This window comes from Streptomyces sp. 4F14 (genome assembly GCF_048159485.1).
Classification (GTDB): Bacteria; Actinomycetota; Actinomycetes; order Streptomycetales; family Streptomycetaceae; genus Streptomyces.
The window spans coordinates 101969-121382 of sequence record NZ_JBLRVY010000007.1 but is presented as its reverse complement, the minus strand read 5'-3'; the positions used below and the strand labels follow the sequence as shown (position 1 = coordinate 121382).

The window sequence follows — 19414 nt, the reverse complement described above, 5'->3', positions numbered from 1 at the left end:
ACAGGGAACTACGCGGCTACTCGTCGTCCTCGCCCGGATCCGCCGGACCCCCGGCGTCCTCCGCGCTCTCCGCCTCCGTCGCCGGACCCTCCGCCTCCAGTAGACGCGACAGCTGCGGACCCACGATCCGCTTGAACTTCCGCTGCTGCGGACGCGTCCGGTCCAGCACCGCCACCTCAAGACGCTCCGCCGGAATCTCCCGCTGCGTCCCGTTCGCCTCCCGCGACAGCGCCTGGACCGCCAGCTTCAGCGCCTCCGCCAGACTCATCCCGTCCCGGTGCCGCTGGTCCAGATAGTTGCTGATCAGCTCCGCGTTCCCGCCCACCGCGACCGAGCCGTGCTCGTCCACGATCGAACCGTCGTGCGGCAGCCGGTAGATCTGGTCACCCTCGACCGTCTCACCGACCTCCGCGACCACGAGCTCCACCTCGTACGGCTTCTCCGCCGACGACGAGAAGATCGTCCCCAGCGTCTGCGCGTACACGTTCGCCAGGCCACGGGCCGTCACATCGTCCCGGTCGTAGGTGTAGCCGCGCAGATCCGCGTAGCGCACACCGCCGATCCTGAGGTTCTCGTACTCGTTGTACTTGCCGGCCGCCGCGAAGCCGATCCGGTCGTAGATCTCGCTGAACTTGTGCAGCGCGCGCGACGGATTCTCGCCGACGAACACGATGCCGTCGGCGTACTGCAACACGACCAGGCTCCGGCCCCGCGCGATGCCCTTACGGGCATACTCCGCGCGATCCGCCATCGCCTGCTGAGGGGAGACATAGAACGGCGTCGACACCGGTTACCCGTCCTTTTCTGTGGAAGTCACTCGATCACCTGACAAGAAACGAGATCCGCCGCTACAGCAGCGCGGCCCGCGGGCCGTCCGGCTGCTCCAGCCGCTTCTCCAGCACCGAACGCGCGATCTCCGCGGACTGCACATCCGTCAGCCTGCGGAAACCCTCGTCGGTGATCACCGTGACGATCGGATAGATCCGGCGCGCGACGTCCGGGCCGCCCGTCGCCGAGTCGTCGTCCGCCGCGTCGTACAGCGCCTGCACCACCAGCGTCGTCGCCTCGGACTCCGACAGGCCGTCGCGGAACAGCTTCTTCATCGCGCCCCGCGCGAAGATCGAACCCGAACCGACCGCGGCGAAGTTCTGCTCCTCGGAACGGCCGCCCGTCACGTCGTAACTGAAGATCCGGCCCTTCGCGCGGTCCACGTCGAAACCCGCGAACAGCGGGACCACGGCCAGGCCCTGCATCGCCATGCCCAGGTTCGACCTGATCATCGTCGACAGGCGGTTCGCCTTGCCCTCCAGCGAGAGCTGCGCGCCCTCCACCTTCTCGAAGTGCTCCAGCTCCAGCTGGAACAGCTTCACCATCTCCACCGCGAGGCCCGCCGTGCCGGCGATCCCGACCGCCGAGTACTCGTCCGCCGGGAACACCTTCTCGATGTCCCGCTGGGCGATCATGTTCCCCATCGTCGCGCGACGGTCACCGGCGAGGATCACCCCGCCCTGGAACGTCACCGCGACGATCGTCGTCCCGTGCGGGGCCTCCAGCACGCCCTGCACCGGCGGCAACTGCCGGTTCCCCGGCAGCAGCCCCGGCTGATGCGCCGACAGGAAGTCCATGAACGACGAGGACCCGGGCGTCAGGAAGGCAGCTGGTAGACGCCCGGTGCTACGAGTGTTGGCTTCCACGAGATTCCTTCCAGGTAGGAGGCCGCCCGACGAACCGCACCGGGGTCGTCCCCCAACTTGCCGATGGCCGAATTGCAGTTGAAGCACAGTACGCCACGGACCCTACCCGTCTCATGGTAGTGATCCACATGAACGGCGGGGGCTTTCAGGCAGATGACACAGAGCCCTTTCTGCTCGGCGATCATCTCGTCGCGCTGGGCTTCGGTGAGGTTGTAGCTGCGCTTGAGGTGCCCTTGCCGCCCATCGACCGCCCGGCACGGCTTGCACCGGCCGGCCAAGCCGTCCGACGCCTTCCGGTGCCGGTGAAAATCGCTGTGCGGCTTGACCTCCCCACAGGTCCGGCAGAATTTGTGACCCGCCGGAACGTCGACCTTCTCCCACACCTTCTTGCCCATGGCCGACCGGCGGCGCCGGTAGTACGCGGCGCCGTACTCGGCCACGCACTCCCGGCACCGGGGCTGAAGGCCGTCCCGCCGGTTCTTGTCCTTCGCGAACGCCTCGGGGGACAGATCCCTGCCACACCCCGAGCAGTGCTTCGCATTTGGTGTATCCATGACCCTCGACCCCCGCCACCTTCGATTCGAAGGTCAATTCAGACTATTGACCACCTTTTTGAACGAAGCCCCGCACGAAGTCCTCTGCATTCTCCTCGAGTACATCGTCAATTTCGTCAAGAACCGAGTCGACGTCGTCGCTCAGCTTCTCGTGCCGTTCCTTCAGGTCCTCCGAGCCCGACGTCTCCGCCGCCTGCTCCTCGGCCTCTTCGTTCGTCCGGGTCGCCTTCTGCTGGCCGCCGCCGGTGTCCTTGGTCGCCATAACCCTCACCCCGCTCAGTTCGCCCGCTATGTCGGTGATGATCAGACCCTATAGGGAGGGTCCGACATCGGCCCCGCAGTTGGTACAACGTGCGGGGGCCACCTCGATGATTCCCGGCGGAGGGGGTTTCCACCCGTGTCCGGGGATCATGTGTTCAGCCGCCGGAGAGGACCCTGACCAGGTCTTCCGCCGTACGGCACCGGTCCAGAAGCTCCTTGACGTGATTTCGCGTTCCGCGTAGCGGTTCCAGGGTTGGGACCCGCTGGAGGCTGTCGCGCCCGGGAAGGTCGAAGATGACGGAGTCCCAGGACGCGGCGGCGACGTCGTCGGCGTACTGGTCGAGGCACCGCCCCCGGAAGTACGCCCGGGTGTCCTCCGGCGGCTCGGACATCGCCCGTTCGACGTCCCGCTCGTCCAGCAGCCGCTTCATCCGCCCCCGCGCCACGAGCCGGTTGTAGAGCCCCTTCTCGGCCCGTACGTCGGCGTACTGGAGGTCGACGAGGTGCAGCCGCGCGGCGTCCCAGTCGAGGTCGTCGCGGCGCCGGTAGCCCTCCATGAGCTCCTTCTTGGCGACCCAGTCGAGTTCCCCGGCGAGGCTCATGGGGTCGTTCTCCAGCCGCGTGAGGGTGTCCTCCCAGCGCGCGAGGACGTCCTTGGTCTGCTCGTCGGCGTCGGCGCCGTAGCGTTCCTCGACGTATTTGCGGGACAGCTCGTAGTACTCCATCTGGAGTTGTACGGCGGTGAGTGTGCGTCCGCTGCGGAGGGTGACGAGGCGCTGGAGGCTGGGGTCGTGGGAGACCTGGTGGAGGGTGCGGACGGGCTGGTCGACGGCGAGGTCGACGGCGATGAAGCCGTCCTCGATCATCGAGAGCACGAGCGCGGTGGTGCCGAGTTTGAGGTAGGTGGAGATCTCGGAGAGGTTGGCGTCGCCGATGATGACGTGCAGGCGGCGGTATTTCTCCGCGTCGGCGTGGGGTTCGTCGCGGGTGTTGATGATGGGCCGTTTGAGGGTGGTCTCCAGGCCGACCTCGACCTCGAAGTAGTCGGCGCGCTGGCTGATCTGGAAGCCGTGTTCGTGGCCGTCCTGGCCGATGCCGACGCGTCCGGCGCCGGTGAAGACCTGGCGGGAGACGAAGAAGGGCGTGAGGTGGCGCACGATGTCGCTGAAGGCGGTCTCGCGCTTCATGAGGTAGTTCTCGTGCGTGCCGTAGGAGGCGCCCTTGTTGTCGGTGTTGTTCTTGTAGAGGTGGATGGGCTGGGCGCCGGGGAGTTGGGCGGCTCGTTCGGCGGCTTCGGCCATGATCCGTTCGCCGGCCTTGTCCCAGAGGACGGCGTCGCGGGGGTTGGTGACTTCGGGCGAGCTGTATTCGGGGTGGGCGTGGTCGACGTAGAGGCGGGCGCCGTTGGTGAGGATGACGTTGGCGAGGCCGATGTCCTCGTCGGTGAGCTGGCTGGCGTCGGCGGCTTCGCGGGCGAGGTCGAACCCGCGGGCGTCGCGCAGGGGGTTCTCCTCCTCGAAGTCCCAGCGGGCCCGGCGGGCCCGGTGCATCGCCGCGGCGTAGGCGTTGACGATCTGGGACGAGGTGAGCATGGCATTGGCGTTGGGGTGGCCGGGGACGGAGATGCCGTACTCCGTCTCGATGCCCATTACTCGCCGTACGGTCATGCGGCCCTCCTTGCCCGGCGGCGCCCTTCGTGGGCGGCGCTCAAGTACCGCTGGTGCTGCGGTGCGTGTGCGGTGCCCGTCCCCGCACTGTGCGACTCGGCGGTACGAAAGAGCCTAGAACGCCTGCGCGCCGGCGGGGAGATCATTTGCGTCATTGCCTCGGTCCGGCTTGTGGCCGGTTTTTCGGTTGTGCCGGTGGGTGCGGTGTTTTTCCGGGGAGTAAAGCAGGGCGGCTGCGAGTGCCCGGGGGCACCCGCAGCCGCCCTGTCTTCTTACAGGTACTGTCCGGTGTTCGCCACCGTGTCGATGGAGCGTCCGGTGTCCGCGCCTTGTTTTCCGGTGATGAGGGTGCGGATGTAGACGATCCGTTCGCCCTTCTTTCCGGAGATGCGGGCCCAGTCGTCCGGGTTGGTGGTGTTGGGGAGGTCCTCGTTCTCCTTGAACTCGTCCACGCATGCCTGGAGGAGGTGGGAGACGCGCAGGCCCTTCTGTTCTTTCTCCAGGAAGTCCTTGATCGCCATTTTCTTGGCGCGGCCGACGATGTTCTCGATCATGGCGCCGGAGTTGAAGTCCTTGAAGTAGAGGACTTCTTTGTCTCCGTTGGCGTAGGTGACTTCGAGGAAGCGGTTTTCCTCGGATTCGGCGTACATGTGCTCGACGGCGGTCTGGATCATGCTGTCGACGGTGACCGTCTTGCTTCCGCCGTGTTCGCCGAGGTCGTCGGCGTGCAGGGGGAGGCGTTCGGTGAGGTACTTGCCGAAGATGTCCTTGGCGGCTTCCGCGTCGGGACGTTCGATCTTGATCTTCACGTCGAGGCGGCCGGGGCGCAGGATGGCGGGGTCGATCATGTCCTCGCGGTTGGAGGCGCCGATGACGACGACGTTCTGCAGGCCCTCGACGCCGTCGATCTCGGCGAGGAGCTGGGGGACGATGGTGTTCTCGACGTCGGAGCTGACGCCGGAGCCGCGGGTGCGGAAGAGGGATTCCATCTCGTCGAAGAAGACGATGACGGGGGTGCCTTCGCTGGCCTTCTCGCGGGCGCGCTGGAAGACGAGGCGGATCTGCCGCTCGGTCTCGCCGACGTACTTGTTGAGGAGTTCGGGGCCCTTGATGTTGAGGAAGAAGCTCTTGCCCTGGGCCTGGCCGGTGACTTCGGCGACCTTTTTGGCCAGCGAGTTGGCGACGGCTTTGGCGATGAGTGTCTTGCCGCATCCGGGGGGCCCGTAGAGCAGGACGCCCTTGGGGGGGCGCAGTTCGTGCTCCTTGAACAGGTCCGGGTACAGGTACGGGAGTTCGACGGCGTCGCGGATGGCCTCGATCTGTCCGCCGAGGCCGCCGATCTGTTCGTAGCCGATGTCGGGGACTTCTTCGAGGACGAGTTCCTCGACCTCGCTCTTGGGCACGATCTCGTAGACGTAGCCGGAGCGGGGTTCGAGGAGGAGGGCGTCGCCGGGCCGGATGGTGACGTCGAGCAGGGGCTCGGCGAGCCGTACGACCCTTTCCTCGTCGGTGTGGCCCTGGACGAGGGCGCGTTCGCCGTCCTCCAGGATCTCCTTGAGGGTGACGATGTCGCCGACGCTCTCGAACTCCATGGCCTCGACCACGTTGAGTGCTTCGTTGAGCATCACTTCCTGGCCGCGCCTGAGGTCGTCGAGGTCGACGCTCGGGCTGACGTTCACGCGGAGTTTGCGGCCTCCGGTGAAGATGTCGGCGGTGCCGTCCTCGTTGGCCGTCAGGAAGACTCCGAAGCCGGCCGGGGGCTGGGCGAGCCGGTCGACCTCCTCTTTGAGGGCGACGATCTGGTCGCGGGCCTCGCGGAGTGTGTTGGCGAGTCGTTCGTTCTGGGCGGACACGCCGGCCAAATTGGTCTGTAGCTCGACGATCCGCTCTTCGAGAATCCTCGTGTGCCGCGGAGAGTCGGCGAGCTTGCGGCGCAGGACGGCGATCTCCTGCTCAAGGTAGGCAATCTGCCCGGACGGGTCGTCGGACCCTCGTCCCGGGCGGATGCCGCGGTTCATGTCGTCGTCGTGGGCTGCCACGGTCCTCACCTCCTCCATGGGGAGCTGGACGCTTCCAGACCCTACCTGGGTGGGTGTCGGTTGAAACCCCTAGATCACAAAGACGGTCGGGGTGTGTCCGATCTTCACCCTTGCGCTCTCCCTCACGCCAGGGGAATACCCACCGAACATGATTGGGAAGCCGGTCCGGGTAGGGTCGAAGTGTTCAACGGCGGTCAGAGCCTGCATGGTTCCCGTGGGGCTCGGTGTTAAACGGCGGGAGTCTCGGGAGTGGTGGACGTGGTCGCGGAGGCGGGTGCGCTGGAGGTCTGGATCGACCAGGATCTCTGTACGGGGGACGGGATCTGTGCGCAGTACGCGCCGGAGGTGTTCGAGCTCGACATCGACGGTCTCGCGTATGTGCGGGGTCCGGGTGACGAGCTGTTGCAGGATCCGGGTGCGGTGGTTCCGGTTCCGCTGCCGTTGCTGGCGGATGTGGTGGATTCGGCGCGGGAGTGTCCGGGTGAGTGCATCCATGTACGGCGCGTTTCGGACAGCGTGGAGGTGTACGGCCCGGACGCGGAGTGACGGTCCGGTCACTCCGGGTCCGCGGGTGTGGCTGGTTTCAGACGCTGTGGGAGCCGGCCGGTGTCGTCCGGACGAACCTGTCGTCCTTCCACCGCCACTGGGCGTCGCTCTTGACGTCGGGGCAGCAGCGGGGCACGTCCCGCGTGGAGTAGCCGAGGAGGCTCGCGCGGACGGCGCCGTCGGTGACGGCGACGGTGGTGACCGTGTTGCCGTCCTTGGCGGTGACGAGGGTGGCGACCACGCGCGGGGCGCTGTCGCGCGCGCCCTGGGTGAGGACGTACACGCTGTCGGGCGGGGTGCCCATGGGGGCGTCGCAGTGGACGACGGCGACGGTTTCCGGCCGTCCGTCTCCGTCGAGGTCGCCGGCTGCCTGTTTCACGACGAGTGCCTTCACGGGACCGCAGTCCAGGGGGAACTTCACGCCCAGTACGGAGGGGGCGACGGCGGCCGGTCTGTCGTCCGCCTTCGTCGTGGGCTGCGCGGCGGTCGCGGGGCCTGGCTGGATCACCGAGGAGAGGGCGACGACTCCGGCGAGGGCGGTGGCGGTCGCGAGCCAGTGGATGGGGCGCGTGTGCGTGTGGGCCAGTTCCGGGACGACGGGGTGCTGCACGAGGGCGCGTCTCCTGTGGGGCTGTGCCGAAAGGGGGCGGGGGCCGGAAGGGGGCGGGTGCGAGGGGGGTGGAGTGCCCAGCATGGTGCCACACGGCGCGGGGAGGGGGAACGCCGGGGTGATGGTCGTACGGACTGCCGATACGACGATGCCGCGGCGGAGTTCCGTACGGGTGTACGGGAACTCGGCCGCGGCATGCGGGCGTTGGACGGGTGTCAGCGCTCCCCGACGCCGCCGTCGGCGTTGGGGCCGGAGTAGTCCTCGCCGTAGGCGCCCTTGGCGGGGCGGCGGCGGCGCATGGGGGGTTCGACTCCGTCGGCGAGGCGGCGGGCGGTGAGGAGGAAGCCGGTGTGGCCGATCATGCGGTGGTCGGGGCGGACGGCGAGGCCCTCGATGTGCCAGTTGCGGATCATCGACTCCCAGGCGGTGGGCTCGTTGAAGGAGCCGATCTCGCGGATGGACTCGACGGTCCGGGCGAGCTGGGTGGTGGTCGCGACGTAGCAGCAGAGGATGCCGCCGGGGACGAGGGCCTTGGAGACGGCCTCCAGGCACTCCCAGGGGGCGAGCATGTCGAGGATGACGCGGTCGACGTCCGTGTCGGACAGGTTGTCCTGGAGGTCGCCGACGGTCAGCTGCCAGGCGGGGTGGGGGCCGCCGAAGTAGCGCTCCACGTTCTGCCGGGCGATGTCCGCGAAGTCCTCGCGGCGCTCGTAGCTGTGCAGCATGCCCTGGTCGCCGACGGCGCGCAGCAGGAAGCTGCTGAGCGAGCCGGAGCCGACGCCGGCCTCGACGACGCGGGCGCCGGGGAAGATGTCGGCGAAGGCGAGGATCTGTCCCGCGTCCTTCGGGTAGACGACGGCTGCCCCGCGGGGCATGGACAGGACGTAGTCGGGGAGCAGGGGGCGCAGCGCGAGGTAGGCGACGTTCCCGGTGGTGCGGACAACGCTGCCCTCGGGTGCGCCGATCAGTTCGTCGTGCGGGAAGGAACCCTTGTGGGTGTGGAAGTTCTTCCCGGCTTCGAGCGTGAACGTGTAGTGGCGGCCCTTGGGGTCGGTCAGCTGAACCTGGTCCCCGACCTTGAAGGGCCCGCGCCTGCGGGCGGCACCGGTCGGTTCGGACATGTGAACAGCCTACCGGCGTTTGCGGGGGCCGCCGACCACGCTCAGCTGGGGCGGGCCATGGCCTTGACGAAGGCGCGCTCGACGTCGGCGGCGGACAGGACGCCGTAGATCTCGCCGGTGTCCTCGACGACGAGGTACTCGGTGGCGGGGGTGGCGCGCAGGACGTCGAGGAGGTCCTCGCCGGCGAGTTCCGCGGAGACGCGCATACCGTCGGTGAGGTCCTGGGCGAGGCCGCTGACGGCGACCCAGGGGCGGCGGTGTTCGGGTACGCCGACGATGGCGGCCTCGCGGACCAGGGAGAGGGGTTCGCCGCCCGCGTCGACGACGACCAGGGCGCGGGCGCCGGCCGCGTTCGCCCTGCGCAGGGCCTCCGAGAGGGGGGTGTCGGTCTCGACGGGGACGGCGCGGCGGGTGAGGTTGCGGGCGCGCAGTTCGGGGAGGTGTTCGCGCAGCCGGGCCATGCGCAGGCTGTTGCCGGCGCCGGTCCAGATGATCGCGGCGAGGATCGCGGCGAGCAGGGCGTCGGTGACGGTGTCCATGCCGACGCTGTCCTCGGCGGTGGTGCCGAGGGCGCCGGACTGGGTGAGCAGGGGAAGGCCGATGAGGACGGAGACGGCGAGCGCCCTGCCGACCCAGGCGGCGGCGATGGTGCCGCTCATGGGCTTGCCGGTGACCTTCCAGACGATGGCGCGCAGCATGCGGCCGCCGTCGAGGGGGAGGCCGGGGAGGAGGTTGAAGATCGCCACGATCAGGTTGGAGATCATCAGGCCGGCGAGCAGGACGCCGGGGACCGTGCCGGGTTCCACCGGGAGCATCGCGAGGTAGAACAGGCCGGACAGGACGAGGGACAGCAGTGGGCCGACGAACGCGAGCCAGAACTCGCGGCCCGGTGTCTCGGCCTCCTTCTCGATCTCCGAGACGCCGCCGAAGAACTGCAGCTGGATGCGGCGGACGGGGAGTTTGAAGCGGAGGGCGGCGACCGTGTGGGCGAGTTCGTGGACGAGCACGGAGGCGTAGAAGGCGACGGCGAAGAAGAGGGCGACGAGGTAGCGGCCCGCGCCGAGCTCCGGCAGCACCCGGTCCAGCTGTCCGCCGAACACCCAGGTGATCAGCGCGGCGACGAGGAACCAGCTGGGCGCGACGTAGACGGGCACCCCGAAGGGCCGCCCCATCAGGATCCCGCCCCGCGGCTCCCGCGCCTTCTCGGCCTCCTTCTTCCCGGCCCCGGCATGCCCGTGCGCGTGCGCGCGGTCGGGGTGGGTGTCGGGGGTGGTGTAGGGGCTGGTGGGCGCCGGGGTGTGCGCGGGGGCGTCCGGCTCGTCGGCCGGGGGGTGCGGGCGGGCGGGGGGCTCGGCGGGGTGATCCGGCTCCTCGGCCGGGGGCTGCTGCGGTCGGGCGGAGGGCTCGGTGGGGGCGTCGGGTGCCGAGGGCCCGGTACCGGCCGAGGGGGTGTCGGTGGATCGGGGCGCGGGCCCACGAGCCCCGGCGGGCTCGGCAGGCAGACGGATCTGCCGGGTCGCTTCGTCGGCGGGGGGCTGCTGCGATGCGTCGTCGGCCGGCGGTTCGGCCGAGGGCTGAGGGCTGGGGGCGGCCGGGGCGTCCGGAGTCGTGGGTTCGGTGCGGCGGCCGGTCGGGGGCGTCGCGTCGTCGGGCAGCGGTTCGTCGGCGGGCCCGGGGGCCGCTGTGTCGTCGCGTGCCGGGTGCTGCGGCTCGGCGGGGAACCTGATCTGCCGGGTCGCTTCGTCGGTGACGGGCTCAGGGCCTGGGGTCTCGGGCTCGTCGTCGGGCAGCGGTTCGTCCGGCGGCGGCTCGGTGGCGGGCCCGGGTTCCGGGTGGCGGGGATCCGCGGGGATGCGGATCTGGCGGGTTGCTTCGTCGGGGGCCTGGTCCGAGGGGGGATCGGGCGTGGGCGCCTGGGGTGCAGGGTCGGCGGGGTGCTCGGCCGGCTGTTCGTTGTCCGGCCGCGGCTGCCCGCTCCCGCCGCTTTCCACCACGGTGTCCCCTCGATCGAACGGTCTCCCGCGCCTGCCGGGCGGAAGGGTCTGTGACCGATGGTATGCGGCCGTCGCGGCGCGTTCCGCCCCGGCACCCCCTGTGTTCGCCTGCCCGTCGGGGGGTGCGGGTGCGGGGAGTGGGTGACTGTCAGTGGCGGGTCGTAAGGTCTGGGGCATGGAGAGCAGCAGCGAGGGTGTGGCGGAGACGCGGGGCGGGGCGGACGTGCCGGGCGAGGGTGCGGGTGCGGCGGGCCCCGAGGCCGGTGCGTCTCCTTCTGCCGGTGGCCCGGCGCCGGTTCGGGAGACGGCCGGTGCCGTGCGTCCGGCGACGGCCGGTGTACCGGTGGCGGCTTCGCCGTACGACGTCGGCGACGCGGCTGCCTCCGGCGGCGACGCCCTTGCCCTCGCGGCGTCCTCGGGGAGGGCCGCTGATCGTGCCGCCGATGCGGTGGCGGCGTTGCTGGCGCGTACGGGCGGGGGGCATGCCGAGGTGTCGGACGGCGAGGTTCCCGCGGGCGAGGCCCTGGCTGCCGTGGGCCGGGGTGCTTCCGACGCCGGAAGCCCTGCCGGTGACGCGGCTTCCGCTGCCGGCCTGTCCCCCTCCGGTACGCCTCCGGTCCTCGCCCCCGCTTCTCTCGACCCCGCTTCCCACGACCCCGTCTCCAGCGCCCCCGGTGCCCAGGCTCCCCCTGGCCCCGACGCCCCCGATACCGCTTCCCTCGTCTCCCGCGCCCCTGCCGCTCCCAGCTCCAGCTCCCCCAGCTCCACCCTGCCCACCACCCCCCGCCCCCGTTCCCTCCCCCTCGCCCCCTCCTCCCTCTCTCCCTCCCGGGCCAGTGACTTCATGCAGTGTCCGTTGCTGTACCGGTTCCGGGTGATCGACCGGCTGCCGGAGAAGCCCAGTGAGGCGGCGACCCGGGGGACGCTGGTGCACTCGGTGCTGGAGCGGTTGTTCGACGCGCCGGCCGGGGAGCGGACCGTGCCGAGGGCGAAGGGGTTGGTGCCGGGGCAGTGGGAGCGGTTGCGGGAGCATCGGCCGGAGGTCGCCGAGTTGTTCTCGGACGATCCGGAGGGGGAGCGGCTCGCCCGGTGGCTGGGGGAGGCCGAGCGGCTGGTGGAGCGGTGGTTCACACTGGAGGATCCGACGCGGCTGGAGCCCGCGGAGCGGGAGTTGTTCGTCGAGGCCGAGCTGGAGTCGGGGCTGACGCTGCGCGGGATCATCGACCGGGTGGACGTCGCGCCGACCGGCGAGGTGCGGATCGTCGACTACAAGACGGGCAAGGCGCCGCGCCCGGAGTACGCGGAGGGTGCCCTGTTCCAGATGAAGTTCTACGCGCTGGTGGTGTGGCGGCTGAAGAAGGTGGTCCCCCGCCGTCTCCAGCTCGTCTACCTCGGCAGCGGTGACGTCATCACGTACGACCCGGTCCCCACGGACCTCGAACGTGTCGAGCGCAAGCTGCTCGCGCTCTGGGAGGCGATCAGCGAGGCCACCCGCACCGGCGAGTGGCGTCCCCGGCCCACGAAGCTCTGCGGCTGGTGCGACCACCAGTCCCACTGCCCGGAGTTCGGCGGCACTCCCCCGCCGTATCCCCTTCCCGTGCGGGAGCCGCAGCCCCAGGGGTGACCGCCGCGACCGCTCCCCCGCTCCGCAGGGCAGAATGGGCCCGGACTATCGAAGGAGACTTTCGTGGCCATCCGTGTCCTACTGGTCGATGACCAGCCGCTGCTGCGTACCGGCTTCCGGATGATTCTGGAGGCGGAGCAGGACATCGCGGTCGTGGGGGAGGCCGGCGACGGTCTGCAGGCACTGGATCAGGTGCGGGCGTTGCAGCCCGACGTGGTGCTGATGGACATCCGGATGCCGCGGATGGACGGCGTGGAGGCGACGCGGCAGATCACGGGCCCGGAGCGGAACGGTCCGGCGAAGGTGCTGGTGCTGACGACGTTCGATCTGGACGAGTACGTGGTGGAGGCGCTCCGGGCGGGGGCGAGCGGGTTCCTGCTGAAGGACGCGCCGGCGAACGAGCTGGTGCAGGCGATCCGGGTGGTCGCGGCGGGCGAGGCGATGCTCGCGCCGAGTATCACGCGCCGGCTGCTGGACAAGTACGCGACGCATCTGCCGTCCGGCGACGACCCGGTCCCGGACACGCTGCACACGTTGACCGACCGTGAGGTCGAGGTGCTGAAGCTGGTGGCGCGGGGCCTGTCGAACGCGGAGATCGCGGCGGATCTGTTCGTGAGCGAGACGACCGTCAAGACGCACGTGGGGCATGTGCTGACGAAGCTGGGTCTGCGGGACCGGGTGCAGGCGGCGGTGTACGCGTACGAGAGCGGTCTGGTGCGCCCGGGCGCGCAGTGACGCACTCAAGCATCAACTCACCGACGCGGGGCGCCTCTTCGGGAAGGGGCGCCCCGTCGTCGTACCGAGAACGTCTCAGCCCTTGCTGAGTTCCCAGAAGCGGAAGACCGTCGATGCGTCGAGGCAGTATTCGAGGCCGTAGACGGCGTCGCGGGTGACGGCGTACTGCTTGGCCTGCCAGACGGGGAGGACGGGGAGTTGTTCGGCGACTATGTCCTGGAGGCGGGCGTAGTCCTTGTCGGTGTTGGCGCGGTTGGCCTGGGCGGCGGTGCGGGGGATGAGGGTGCCGGTGATGGTCTCGTTGGTGTAGTGGTTGTTCAGGACGTTGCCGTCGCCGAAGAAGGGGGCGGTGAAGTTGTCGGCGTCGGGGTAGTCGGGGACCCAGCCCTTGACGTAGACGCCGTACTTGCCGGCTTCGATGTCCTTCTCGTACTGGTCGAAGGCGACGGATTTGACGTTGGCGTCGAAGAGGCCGCTGGCGTTGAGCTGGGCGGCGATGGTCTTGAGTTCCTGGTCGGTGGCGGGGCCGTAGCGCGAGGGGGTGGACCAGAGGGTGAGTTGGACCTTGTCGGTGATGCCGCCGGCGCGCAGGGCCTCTTCGGCCTTCTCGATGGAGGGGCGGGCGCCGTAGCGGTCGAAGAAGGCGGTGTTGTGGCCGGTGATGCCCGCGGGGATGATCGAGTAGAGGGGGTCGGCGGTGCCCTCGTAGACGTCCTTGATGAGGGCGTCGCGGTCGATGAGGTGGGCGATGGCCTGGCGGACGGGGAGTTTCCCGGCGACGGGGTCCTTCATGTTGAAGACGAGGTGCTGGACCTCGGCGCTGGAGCCTTCGACGACGTCGATGTCCTGGGTGTGTTCGCTCTGCTGGACGTCGGTGATGTCGGCGGCGGTGAGGCCGCGGTAGGCGATGTCGACCTTGCCGTCGAGGAGGGCTTTCTTGAGGGCGGACTGATCGCCCTTGAAGAACTTGAGGGTGATGCCGGAGTTCTTGACCTGGGCGTTTCCCTTGTAGTTCTCGTTGACGGAGAACACGGCCTGGTTCTCGTCGAAGGATTCGAGTTTGTAGGGGCCCGATCCGACGGCTTTGTCGTCCTTGCGCAGGCCGTTCGCGTCGTACTGCTCGTGGTCGACGATGGAGCCGGCGCCGGAGGCGAGTTTGCTGGGGAAGGTGGCGTCGGCGACTTTGAGGCGGAAGACGACGGTGTGTTCGTCGGGGGCCTCGACCTTGTCGAGCATGGGGAACATGATCGCGGGGCCGGCGTCGTCGTTGATCTTCAGCATGCGGTCGAAGGAGTACTTGACGTCCTCGGAGGTGAGGCGGTCACCGTTGCTGAACTTCAGTCCCGATTTGAGGGTGCACTCGTAGACCTTGGTCTCGGTGTCGGTGAAGGTGCACTCCTTGGCGGCGTCCGGTTCGGGTTCGGTACCGCCCTTGGGGAAGGCCAGCAGGGACTGGAAGACGTTGTTGAACAGCAGCCAGGAGCCGGGGTCGTAGCCGGAGGCGGGGTCCGTGGCGAGGACGTCGTCGGACATCCCCATGACCACGGAGGAGCCACTGCCGGCGGAGGAGCCGTTCTCGGAGCCGCAGCCGGTCAACAGACCGGAGGCGAGTCCTGCCACGATCGGGAGGACCGGCCACTGGGTGCGCTTGTTCACGTGTACGTGCCTTGTCGTCGGAATCTCGGTGTGTCGTCGGTCGGTTCGCGGCGACGATCGCGGGGTTCTCGGGGTTGTTCTGTATGAGATTAGTGGGCGTCCGCGCGCCGCCTTGCGGGGACCGGAGTTGACGATTCCTCACGCTGTGGAACCGGCTGTCGACGGTCCGGAGAATCGGGCCCGGAATGTTTCGTGCAGCGGTTCATCAATCGGGACACTTGGGCGGGCGGGGGTACGCCGGAATCACCGCCCGCGAGTGGGAAAGGTCACATCGGGGGTAGGTGGAATTCCGGTCGTTCCCCGGGAATGCGGGAGATCCGCCGTCGTCCGTGAATTACCGGGCCGGGGGCCTTTCCGTCAGCCGGTGACGAGTCCGCGCAGGAAGCTCACGTCGACGTGTTCCAGGGACGGGACGACGGTCCGGCGGGCCGCGGGGGCGATGGGGGCGACCGACGGCACGGCCACGACCTGGCAGCCCGCGGCCTCGGCGGCGGCGACGCCGGTCGCGGTGTCCTCGATGACGGCACATCTGGCCGGATCCACACCGAGGCGGGCGGCGGCGAGGAGGTACGGCTCGGGGTGCGGCTTGGTGCGGACGACCTCGTCGCCGGCGACGGAGAGCCGGAAGTGCTGGGGGCCGAGCGCGGTGAGGACGCGGTCGATGATGCGCCGGTGGGAGGCGGAGACGAGGGCGGTGGGCACGTCGTGCGCGGCGAGTTCGGCCAGCAGGCGGGCGGCGCCGGGCATGAGGGGCAGGGCGCGGCCGATGCGGTCCTCGAAGCCGTCGTTGAGGAGGACGGAGAGTTCGTCGAGGGTGATGGCGGCGCCGGTGGCCTCGATGAGGAAGCCGGCGCTGCGGGTCATGGGGCCGCCGACCACGATGTGCCGCCAGGAGTCGTCGAGGGTGTGGCCGAGGCGGGCGAAGATCTCGACCTCGACGTCCCACCAGAAGCCTTCGGTGTCCACCAGGGTGCCGTCCATGTCGAGCAGGACGGCCTGGAGGGCGGAGCCCTCGGCGGTGAGCGCTGCGGGTGCGGGGACCGTACTGGTCATCCACGACCTCCTTGTGGGACGAGAGGGACACGCAGGCCGGTCACTTCCCGGGTGGGGAGGCGACCGGCCTGCGGTGGACCGACCAGTGTACGACCGGATCGGTCAGGCTGCTCTTCGGTTTTGCGTGGCCCGGGTCCTGGTAGACGCGGGGGCGGGCCGGAGGGTTCAGCGCGCGTTGAAGTACTTGGCCTCCGGGTGGTGGAGGACGATCGCGTCGGTGGACTGCTCGGGGTGGAGCTGGAACTCCTCGGAGAGGTGGACGCCGATGCGTTCGGGCTGGAGGAGTTCGGCGATCTTGGCGCGGTCCTCCAGGTTGGGGCAGGCGCCGTAGCCGAGGGAGAAGCGGGCGCCGCGGTACTTGAGGTCGAACATGTCGGTGATCTCGGCGGGGTCCTCGCCGCCGAAGCCGAGTTCGGCGCGGACGCGGGCGTGCCAGTACTCGGCGAGGGCTTCGGCCAACTGGACGGACAGGCCGTGCAGTTCGAGGTAGTCGCGGTAGGCGTTGGCCTCGAAGAGCTTGGCGGTCTCCTCGCCGATGCGGTTGCCGACGGTGACGACCTGGAGGCCGACGACGTCGGTCTCGCCGGACTCCTCCGGGCGGAAGAAGTCGGCGAGGCACAGGCGCCGTCCCCGGCGCTGGCGGGGGAAGGTGAAGCGGGTGCGTTCGTTGCCCTGTTCGTCGAGGATGATCAGGTCGTCGTCCTTGGAGACGCACGGGAAGTAGCCGTAGACGACGGCGGCTTCGAGGAGGTTGTCGGTCTGGAGGCGGTCGAGGAGGCCGCGCAGGCGGGGCCGTCCCTCGTGCTCGACGAGTTCCTCGTACGTCGGCCCGTCGCCCGCGCGGGCCTGCTTGAGGCCCCACTGCCCCTTGAAGAGGGCGCCTTCGTCGAGCCAGCTCGCGTAGTCCTTGAGGGGGATGCCCTTGATGATGCGGGTGCCGTCGAAGGGGGTCTTCGGTACGGGGTTGTCGGTGGCGACGTCGGAGCGGACGTGCCCTTCCTCCTCGGGGCGTTCCTCGGTCTGTACGGCGGCCGTGGCGCGGACCCGGCGCTGTTTCAGCTCGGGCAGGGCGGCGCCGGGGACGCCGCGCTTGACGCCGATGAGGGCGTCCATGAGGCGCAGGCCCTCGAAGGCGTCGCGGGCGTAGCGGACCTCGCCCTCGTACAGCTCGTGGAGGTCTTGTTCGACGTAGGCGCGGGTGAGGGCGGCGCCGCCGAGGATGACGGGATAGTCGGCGGCGAGGCCGCGTTGGTTCAGCTCCTGGAGGTTCTCCTTCATGATCACGGTGGATTTCACGAGGAGGCCGGACATGCCGATGACGTCGGCGCGGTGTTCCTCGGCGGCGTCGAGGATCGCGGAGACGGGCTGTTTGATGCCGAGGTTGACGACGTTGTAGCCGTTGTTGGAGAGGATGATGTCGACGAGGTTCTTGCCGATGTCGTGGACGTCGCCGCGGACGGTGGCCAGGACGATGGTGCCCTTGCCCTCGGCGTCGGACTTCTCCATGTGGGGTTCGAGGTGGGCGACGGCGGTCTTCATGACCTCGGCGGACTGCAGGACGAAGGGCAGCTGCATCTGGCCGGAGCCGAAGAGTTCGCCGACGACCTTCATGCCCTCCAGGAGGGTGTCGTTGACGATGTCGAGGGCGGGGCGGCTGGTGAGGGCTTCGTCGAGGTCGGCTTCGAGGCCGTTCTTCTCGCCGTCGATGATGCGGCGCTGGAGGCGTTCCTCCAGCGGCAGGGCGGCGAGTTCCTCGGCCTTGCCGGCCTTGAGGGACTTGGCGGTGGCGCCCTCGAACAGGGCCATGAGCTTCTGGAGGGGGTCGTAGCCTTCGGCGCGGCGGTCGTACACCAGGTCCAGGGCGGTGGTGACCTCCTCCTCGCTGAAGCGGGCGATGGGGAGGATCTTCGACGCGTGGACGATCGCGGAGTCGAGGCCCGCCTTCACGCACTCGTCGAGGAAGACCGAGTTGAGGAGGATGCGGGCGGCGGGGTTGAGGCCGAAGGAGATGTTGGACAGGCCGAGGGTGGTCTGTACGTCGGGGTGGCGGCGCTTGAGTTCGCGGATGGCCTCGATGGTGGCGATGCCGTCGCCGCGGGACTCCTCCTGGCCGGTGCAGATGGTGAAGGTCAGGGTGTCGATGAGGATGTCGGACTCGTGGATGCCCCAGTTGCCGGTGAGGTCGTCGATGAGGCGTTCGGCGATCTCGACCTTCTTCTCGGGGGTGCGGGCCTGGCCCTCCTCGTCGATGGTGAGGGCGATGAGGGCGGCGCCGTGTTCCTGGGCGAGTTTGGTGACCTTGGCGAAGCGGGAGTCGGGGCCGTCGCCGTCCTCGTAGTTGACGGAGTTGATGACCGCGCGGCCGCCGATCCGCTCCAGGCCGGCCTGGATGACGTCGACCTCGGTGGAGTCGAGGACGATGGGGAGGGTGGAGGCGGTGGCGAGGCGGCCGGCGAGTTCGTCCATGTCGGCGACGCCGTCGCGGCCCACGTAGTCCACGCAGAGGTCCAGCATGTGGGCGCCTTCGCGGATCTGTTCGCGGGCGATCTCCACGCAGTCGTCCCAGCGGGCCTCCAGCATGGCTTCGCGGAACTTCTTCGAGCCGTTGGCGTTGGTGCGTTCGCCGATCGCCATGTAGGAGGTGTCCTGGCGGAACGGGACGGTCTGGTAGAGGGAGGCGGCGCCGGGTTCGGGGCGGGGGTCGCGGGGGGTGGGGGTGATGTCCCGGACGCGCTGGACGAGCTGGCGCAGGTGCTCGGGGGTGGTGCCGCAGCAGCCGCCGATCAGGCTCAGGCCGTAGTCGCGTACGAACGTCTCGTGGGCGTCGGCGAGTTCGGGGGCGGTGAGCGGGTAGCTGGCGCCGTCCTTGCCGAGGACGGGGAGGCCCGCGTTCGGCATGCAGGACAGGGGGATGCGGGCGTTGCGGGCGAGGTAGCGCAGGTGCTCGCTCATCTCGGCCGGGCCGGTCGCGCAGTTCATGCCGATCATGTCGATGCCGAGGGGTTCCAGGGCGGTGAGCGCGGCGCCGATCTCGGAGCCGAGGAGCATGGTGCCGGTGGTCTCGACGGTGACGGAGACGATGATCGGTACGTCGAGGCCGGCCAGGTCCCGGGCGCGCTGGGCGCCGATGACGGCGGCCTTGGTCTGCAGGAGGTCCTGGGTGGTCTCGACGATGAGGGCGTCGGCGCCGCCCTGGATGAGGCCCTCGGCGTTCTGCTGGAAGGCGTCGCGGATCGTGGTGTAGGCGACGTGGCCGAGGGTGGGGAGTTTCGTGCCGGGGCCGATGGAGCCGAGGACCCAGCGCTGGCGGCCGTCCCGTGCGGTGTACGCGTCGGCGGTCTCGCGGGCGATGCGCGCGCCGGCCTCGGAGAGTTCGTGGACGCGTTCGGGGATGTCGTACTCGGCGAGGGCCGCGAAGTTCGCGCCGAAGGTGTTCGTCTCGACGCAGTCGACCTCGGCGTCGAAGTACGCCTCGTGGACGGAGCGGACGATGTCCGGGCGGGTCAGGTTGAGGATCTCGTTGCAGCCCTCCAGGTCCTGGAAGTCCTCCAGGGTGGGTTCCTGGGCCTGGAGCATCGTGCCCATCGCTCCGTCGGCCACCACCACCCGGGTGGCGAGGGCCTCTCGGAGCGCGGACACACGGGTCCGGCTGTCGGCGGAAGGGGTCAGCGGCACAGAGGCCATGGAAGGGCTCCCTCGGGTGCGACGGCTGTCGGCTTCTGGGCCAGGGTAGCGGGGAGCAGGGGGGTGCCGTCAGGTTGTTCCATGGGGCGGACTGTGGGGGTCGAGTGTTTCTCGGGCGGTCGCGGGCGGGTGGGCGTGGTCGCGGGTGGGGGTACTCGGGGGGTGCTGGGGGTGTA

14 protein-coding genes and 1 pseudogene are annotated in these 19414 nt (G+C 69.4%); 3 read left to right on the top strand and 12 right to left on the bottom strand.

Going from position 1 to position 19414, the window contains the following annotated elements; genetic code table 11:
* Nucleotides 1–16 precede the first annotated feature (16 nt).
* The 6 genes from prcA to arc form a co-directional block, all read right to left on the bottom strand.
* Nucleotides 17–787, bottom strand: a complete 771-nt coding sequence (gene prcA / locus ACLZOT_RS13905; RefSeq protein WP_416969172.1) for a proteasome subunit alpha — start codon at nucleotides 785–787, stop codon at nucleotides 17–19.
* Between the two features lie 61 nt (nucleotides 788–848).
* Complete coding sequence (gene prcB / locus ACLZOT_RS13900) at nucleotides 849–1694, bottom strand: proteasome subunit beta (protein ID WP_416969171.1); 846 nt, start codon at nucleotides 1692–1694, stop codon at nucleotides 849–851.
* Nucleotides 1646–2248, bottom strand: a complete 603-nt coding sequence (locus ACLZOT_RS13895; protein WP_416969170.1) for an endonuclease domain-containing protein — start codon at nucleotides 2246–2248, stop codon at nucleotides 1646–1648. Before ACLZOT_RS13895 ends, prcB begins: the two co-directional genes overlap by 49 nt.
* Before the next feature lie 43 nt (nucleotides 2249–2291).
* Nucleotides 2292–2510: a ubiquitin-like protein Pup gene (locus ACLZOT_RS13890; protein ID WP_416969169.1), complete on the bottom strand. Its 219-nt coding sequence runs from the start codon at nucleotides 2508–2510 to the stop codon at nucleotides 2292–2294.
* 154 nt (nucleotides 2511–2664) lie between these two features.
* Nucleotides 2665–4176 carry a depupylase/deamidase Dop gene (dop, locus tag ACLZOT_RS13885; protein ID WP_416969168.1) on the bottom strand — a complete coding sequence of 504 codons (1512 nt, stop codon included), beginning with the start codon at nucleotides 4174–4176 and terminating at the stop codon, nucleotides 2665–2667.
* 272 nt (nucleotides 4177–4448) lie between these two features.
* On the bottom strand, nucleotides 4449–6215 hold the full coding sequence (gene arc / locus ACLZOT_RS13880) for a proteasome ATPase (protein WP_416969167.1): 1767 nt from the start codon (nucleotides 6213–6215) through the stop codon (nucleotides 4449–4451).
* Nucleotides 6216–6467: 252 nt separating this feature from the next.
* Here arc and ACLZOT_RS13875 point away from each other — a divergent pair, with 252 nt between their 5' ends.
* Complete coding sequence (locus ACLZOT_RS13875; protein WP_416969427.1) at nucleotides 6468–6761, top strand: ferredoxin; 294 nt, start codon at nucleotides 6468–6470, stop codon at nucleotides 6759–6761.
* Nucleotides 6762–6798: 37 nt separating this feature from the next.
* Here the strand turns inward: ACLZOT_RS13875 and ACLZOT_RS13870 are convergent, their stop codons facing one another.
* From ACLZOT_RS13870 to ACLZOT_RS13860, 3 genes are all read right to left on the bottom strand, one after another.
* On the bottom strand, nucleotides 6799–7371 hold the full coding sequence (locus tag ACLZOT_RS13870) for a hypothetical protein (protein WP_416969166.1): 573 nt from the start codon (nucleotides 7369–7371) through the stop codon (nucleotides 6799–6801).
* Between the two features lie 215 nt (nucleotides 7372–7586).
* Nucleotides 7587–8492 carry a tRNA (adenine-N1)-methyltransferase gene (locus ACLZOT_RS13865; RefSeq protein ID WP_416969165.1) on the bottom strand — a complete coding sequence of 302 codons (906 nt, stop codon included), beginning with the start codon at nucleotides 8490–8492 and terminating at the stop codon, nucleotides 7587–7589.
* 41 nt (nucleotides 8493–8533) lie between these two features.
* The gene (locus ACLZOT_RS13860; protein ID WP_416969426.1) at nucleotides 8534–10147 is read right to left on the bottom strand and encodes a site-2 protease family protein; all 1614 of its coding nucleotides are present in this window, start codon (nucleotides 10145–10147) and stop codon (nucleotides 8534–8536) included.
* A gap of 931 nt (nucleotides 10148–11078) precedes the next feature.
* On the opposite strand from ACLZOT_RS13860, the pseudogene ACLZOT_RS13855 reads away from it, so the two are divergent.
* Nucleotides 11079–12101: pseudogene (locus ACLZOT_RS13855) on the top strand (PD-(D/E)XK nuclease family protein); the annotation flags it as partial.
* A 72-nt stretch (nucleotides 12102–12173) separates the two neighbouring features.
* On the top strand, nucleotides 12174–12845 hold the full coding sequence (locus ACLZOT_RS13850; RefSeq protein ID WP_416969164.1) for a response regulator: 672 nt from the start codon (nucleotides 12174–12176) through the stop codon (nucleotides 12843–12845).
* Between the two features lie 75 nt (nucleotides 12846–12920).
* Here ACLZOT_RS13850 and ACLZOT_RS13845 read toward each other — a convergent pair whose 3' ends face one another.
* From ACLZOT_RS13845 to metH, 3 genes are all read right to left on the bottom strand, one after another.
* Nucleotides 12921–14501, bottom strand: coding sequence for an ABC transporter substrate-binding protein (locus ACLZOT_RS13845; protein WP_416969163.1), 1581 nt, complete (start codon nucleotides 14499–14501; stop codon nucleotides 12921–12923).
* Nucleotides 14502–14858: 357 nt separating this feature from the next.
* Entirely contained in the window at nucleotides 14859–15554 is a 696-nt protein-coding gene (locus ACLZOT_RS13840; protein ID WP_416969162.1) for an HAD family hydrolase, read from the bottom strand.
* A gap of 165 nt (nucleotides 15555–15719) precedes the next feature.
* Complete coding sequence (metH, locus tag ACLZOT_RS13835; RefSeq protein ID WP_416969161.1) at nucleotides 15720–19238, bottom strand: methionine synthase; 3519 nt, start codon at nucleotides 19236–19238, stop codon at nucleotides 15720–15722.
* Nucleotides 19239–19414 lie beyond the last annotated feature (176 nt).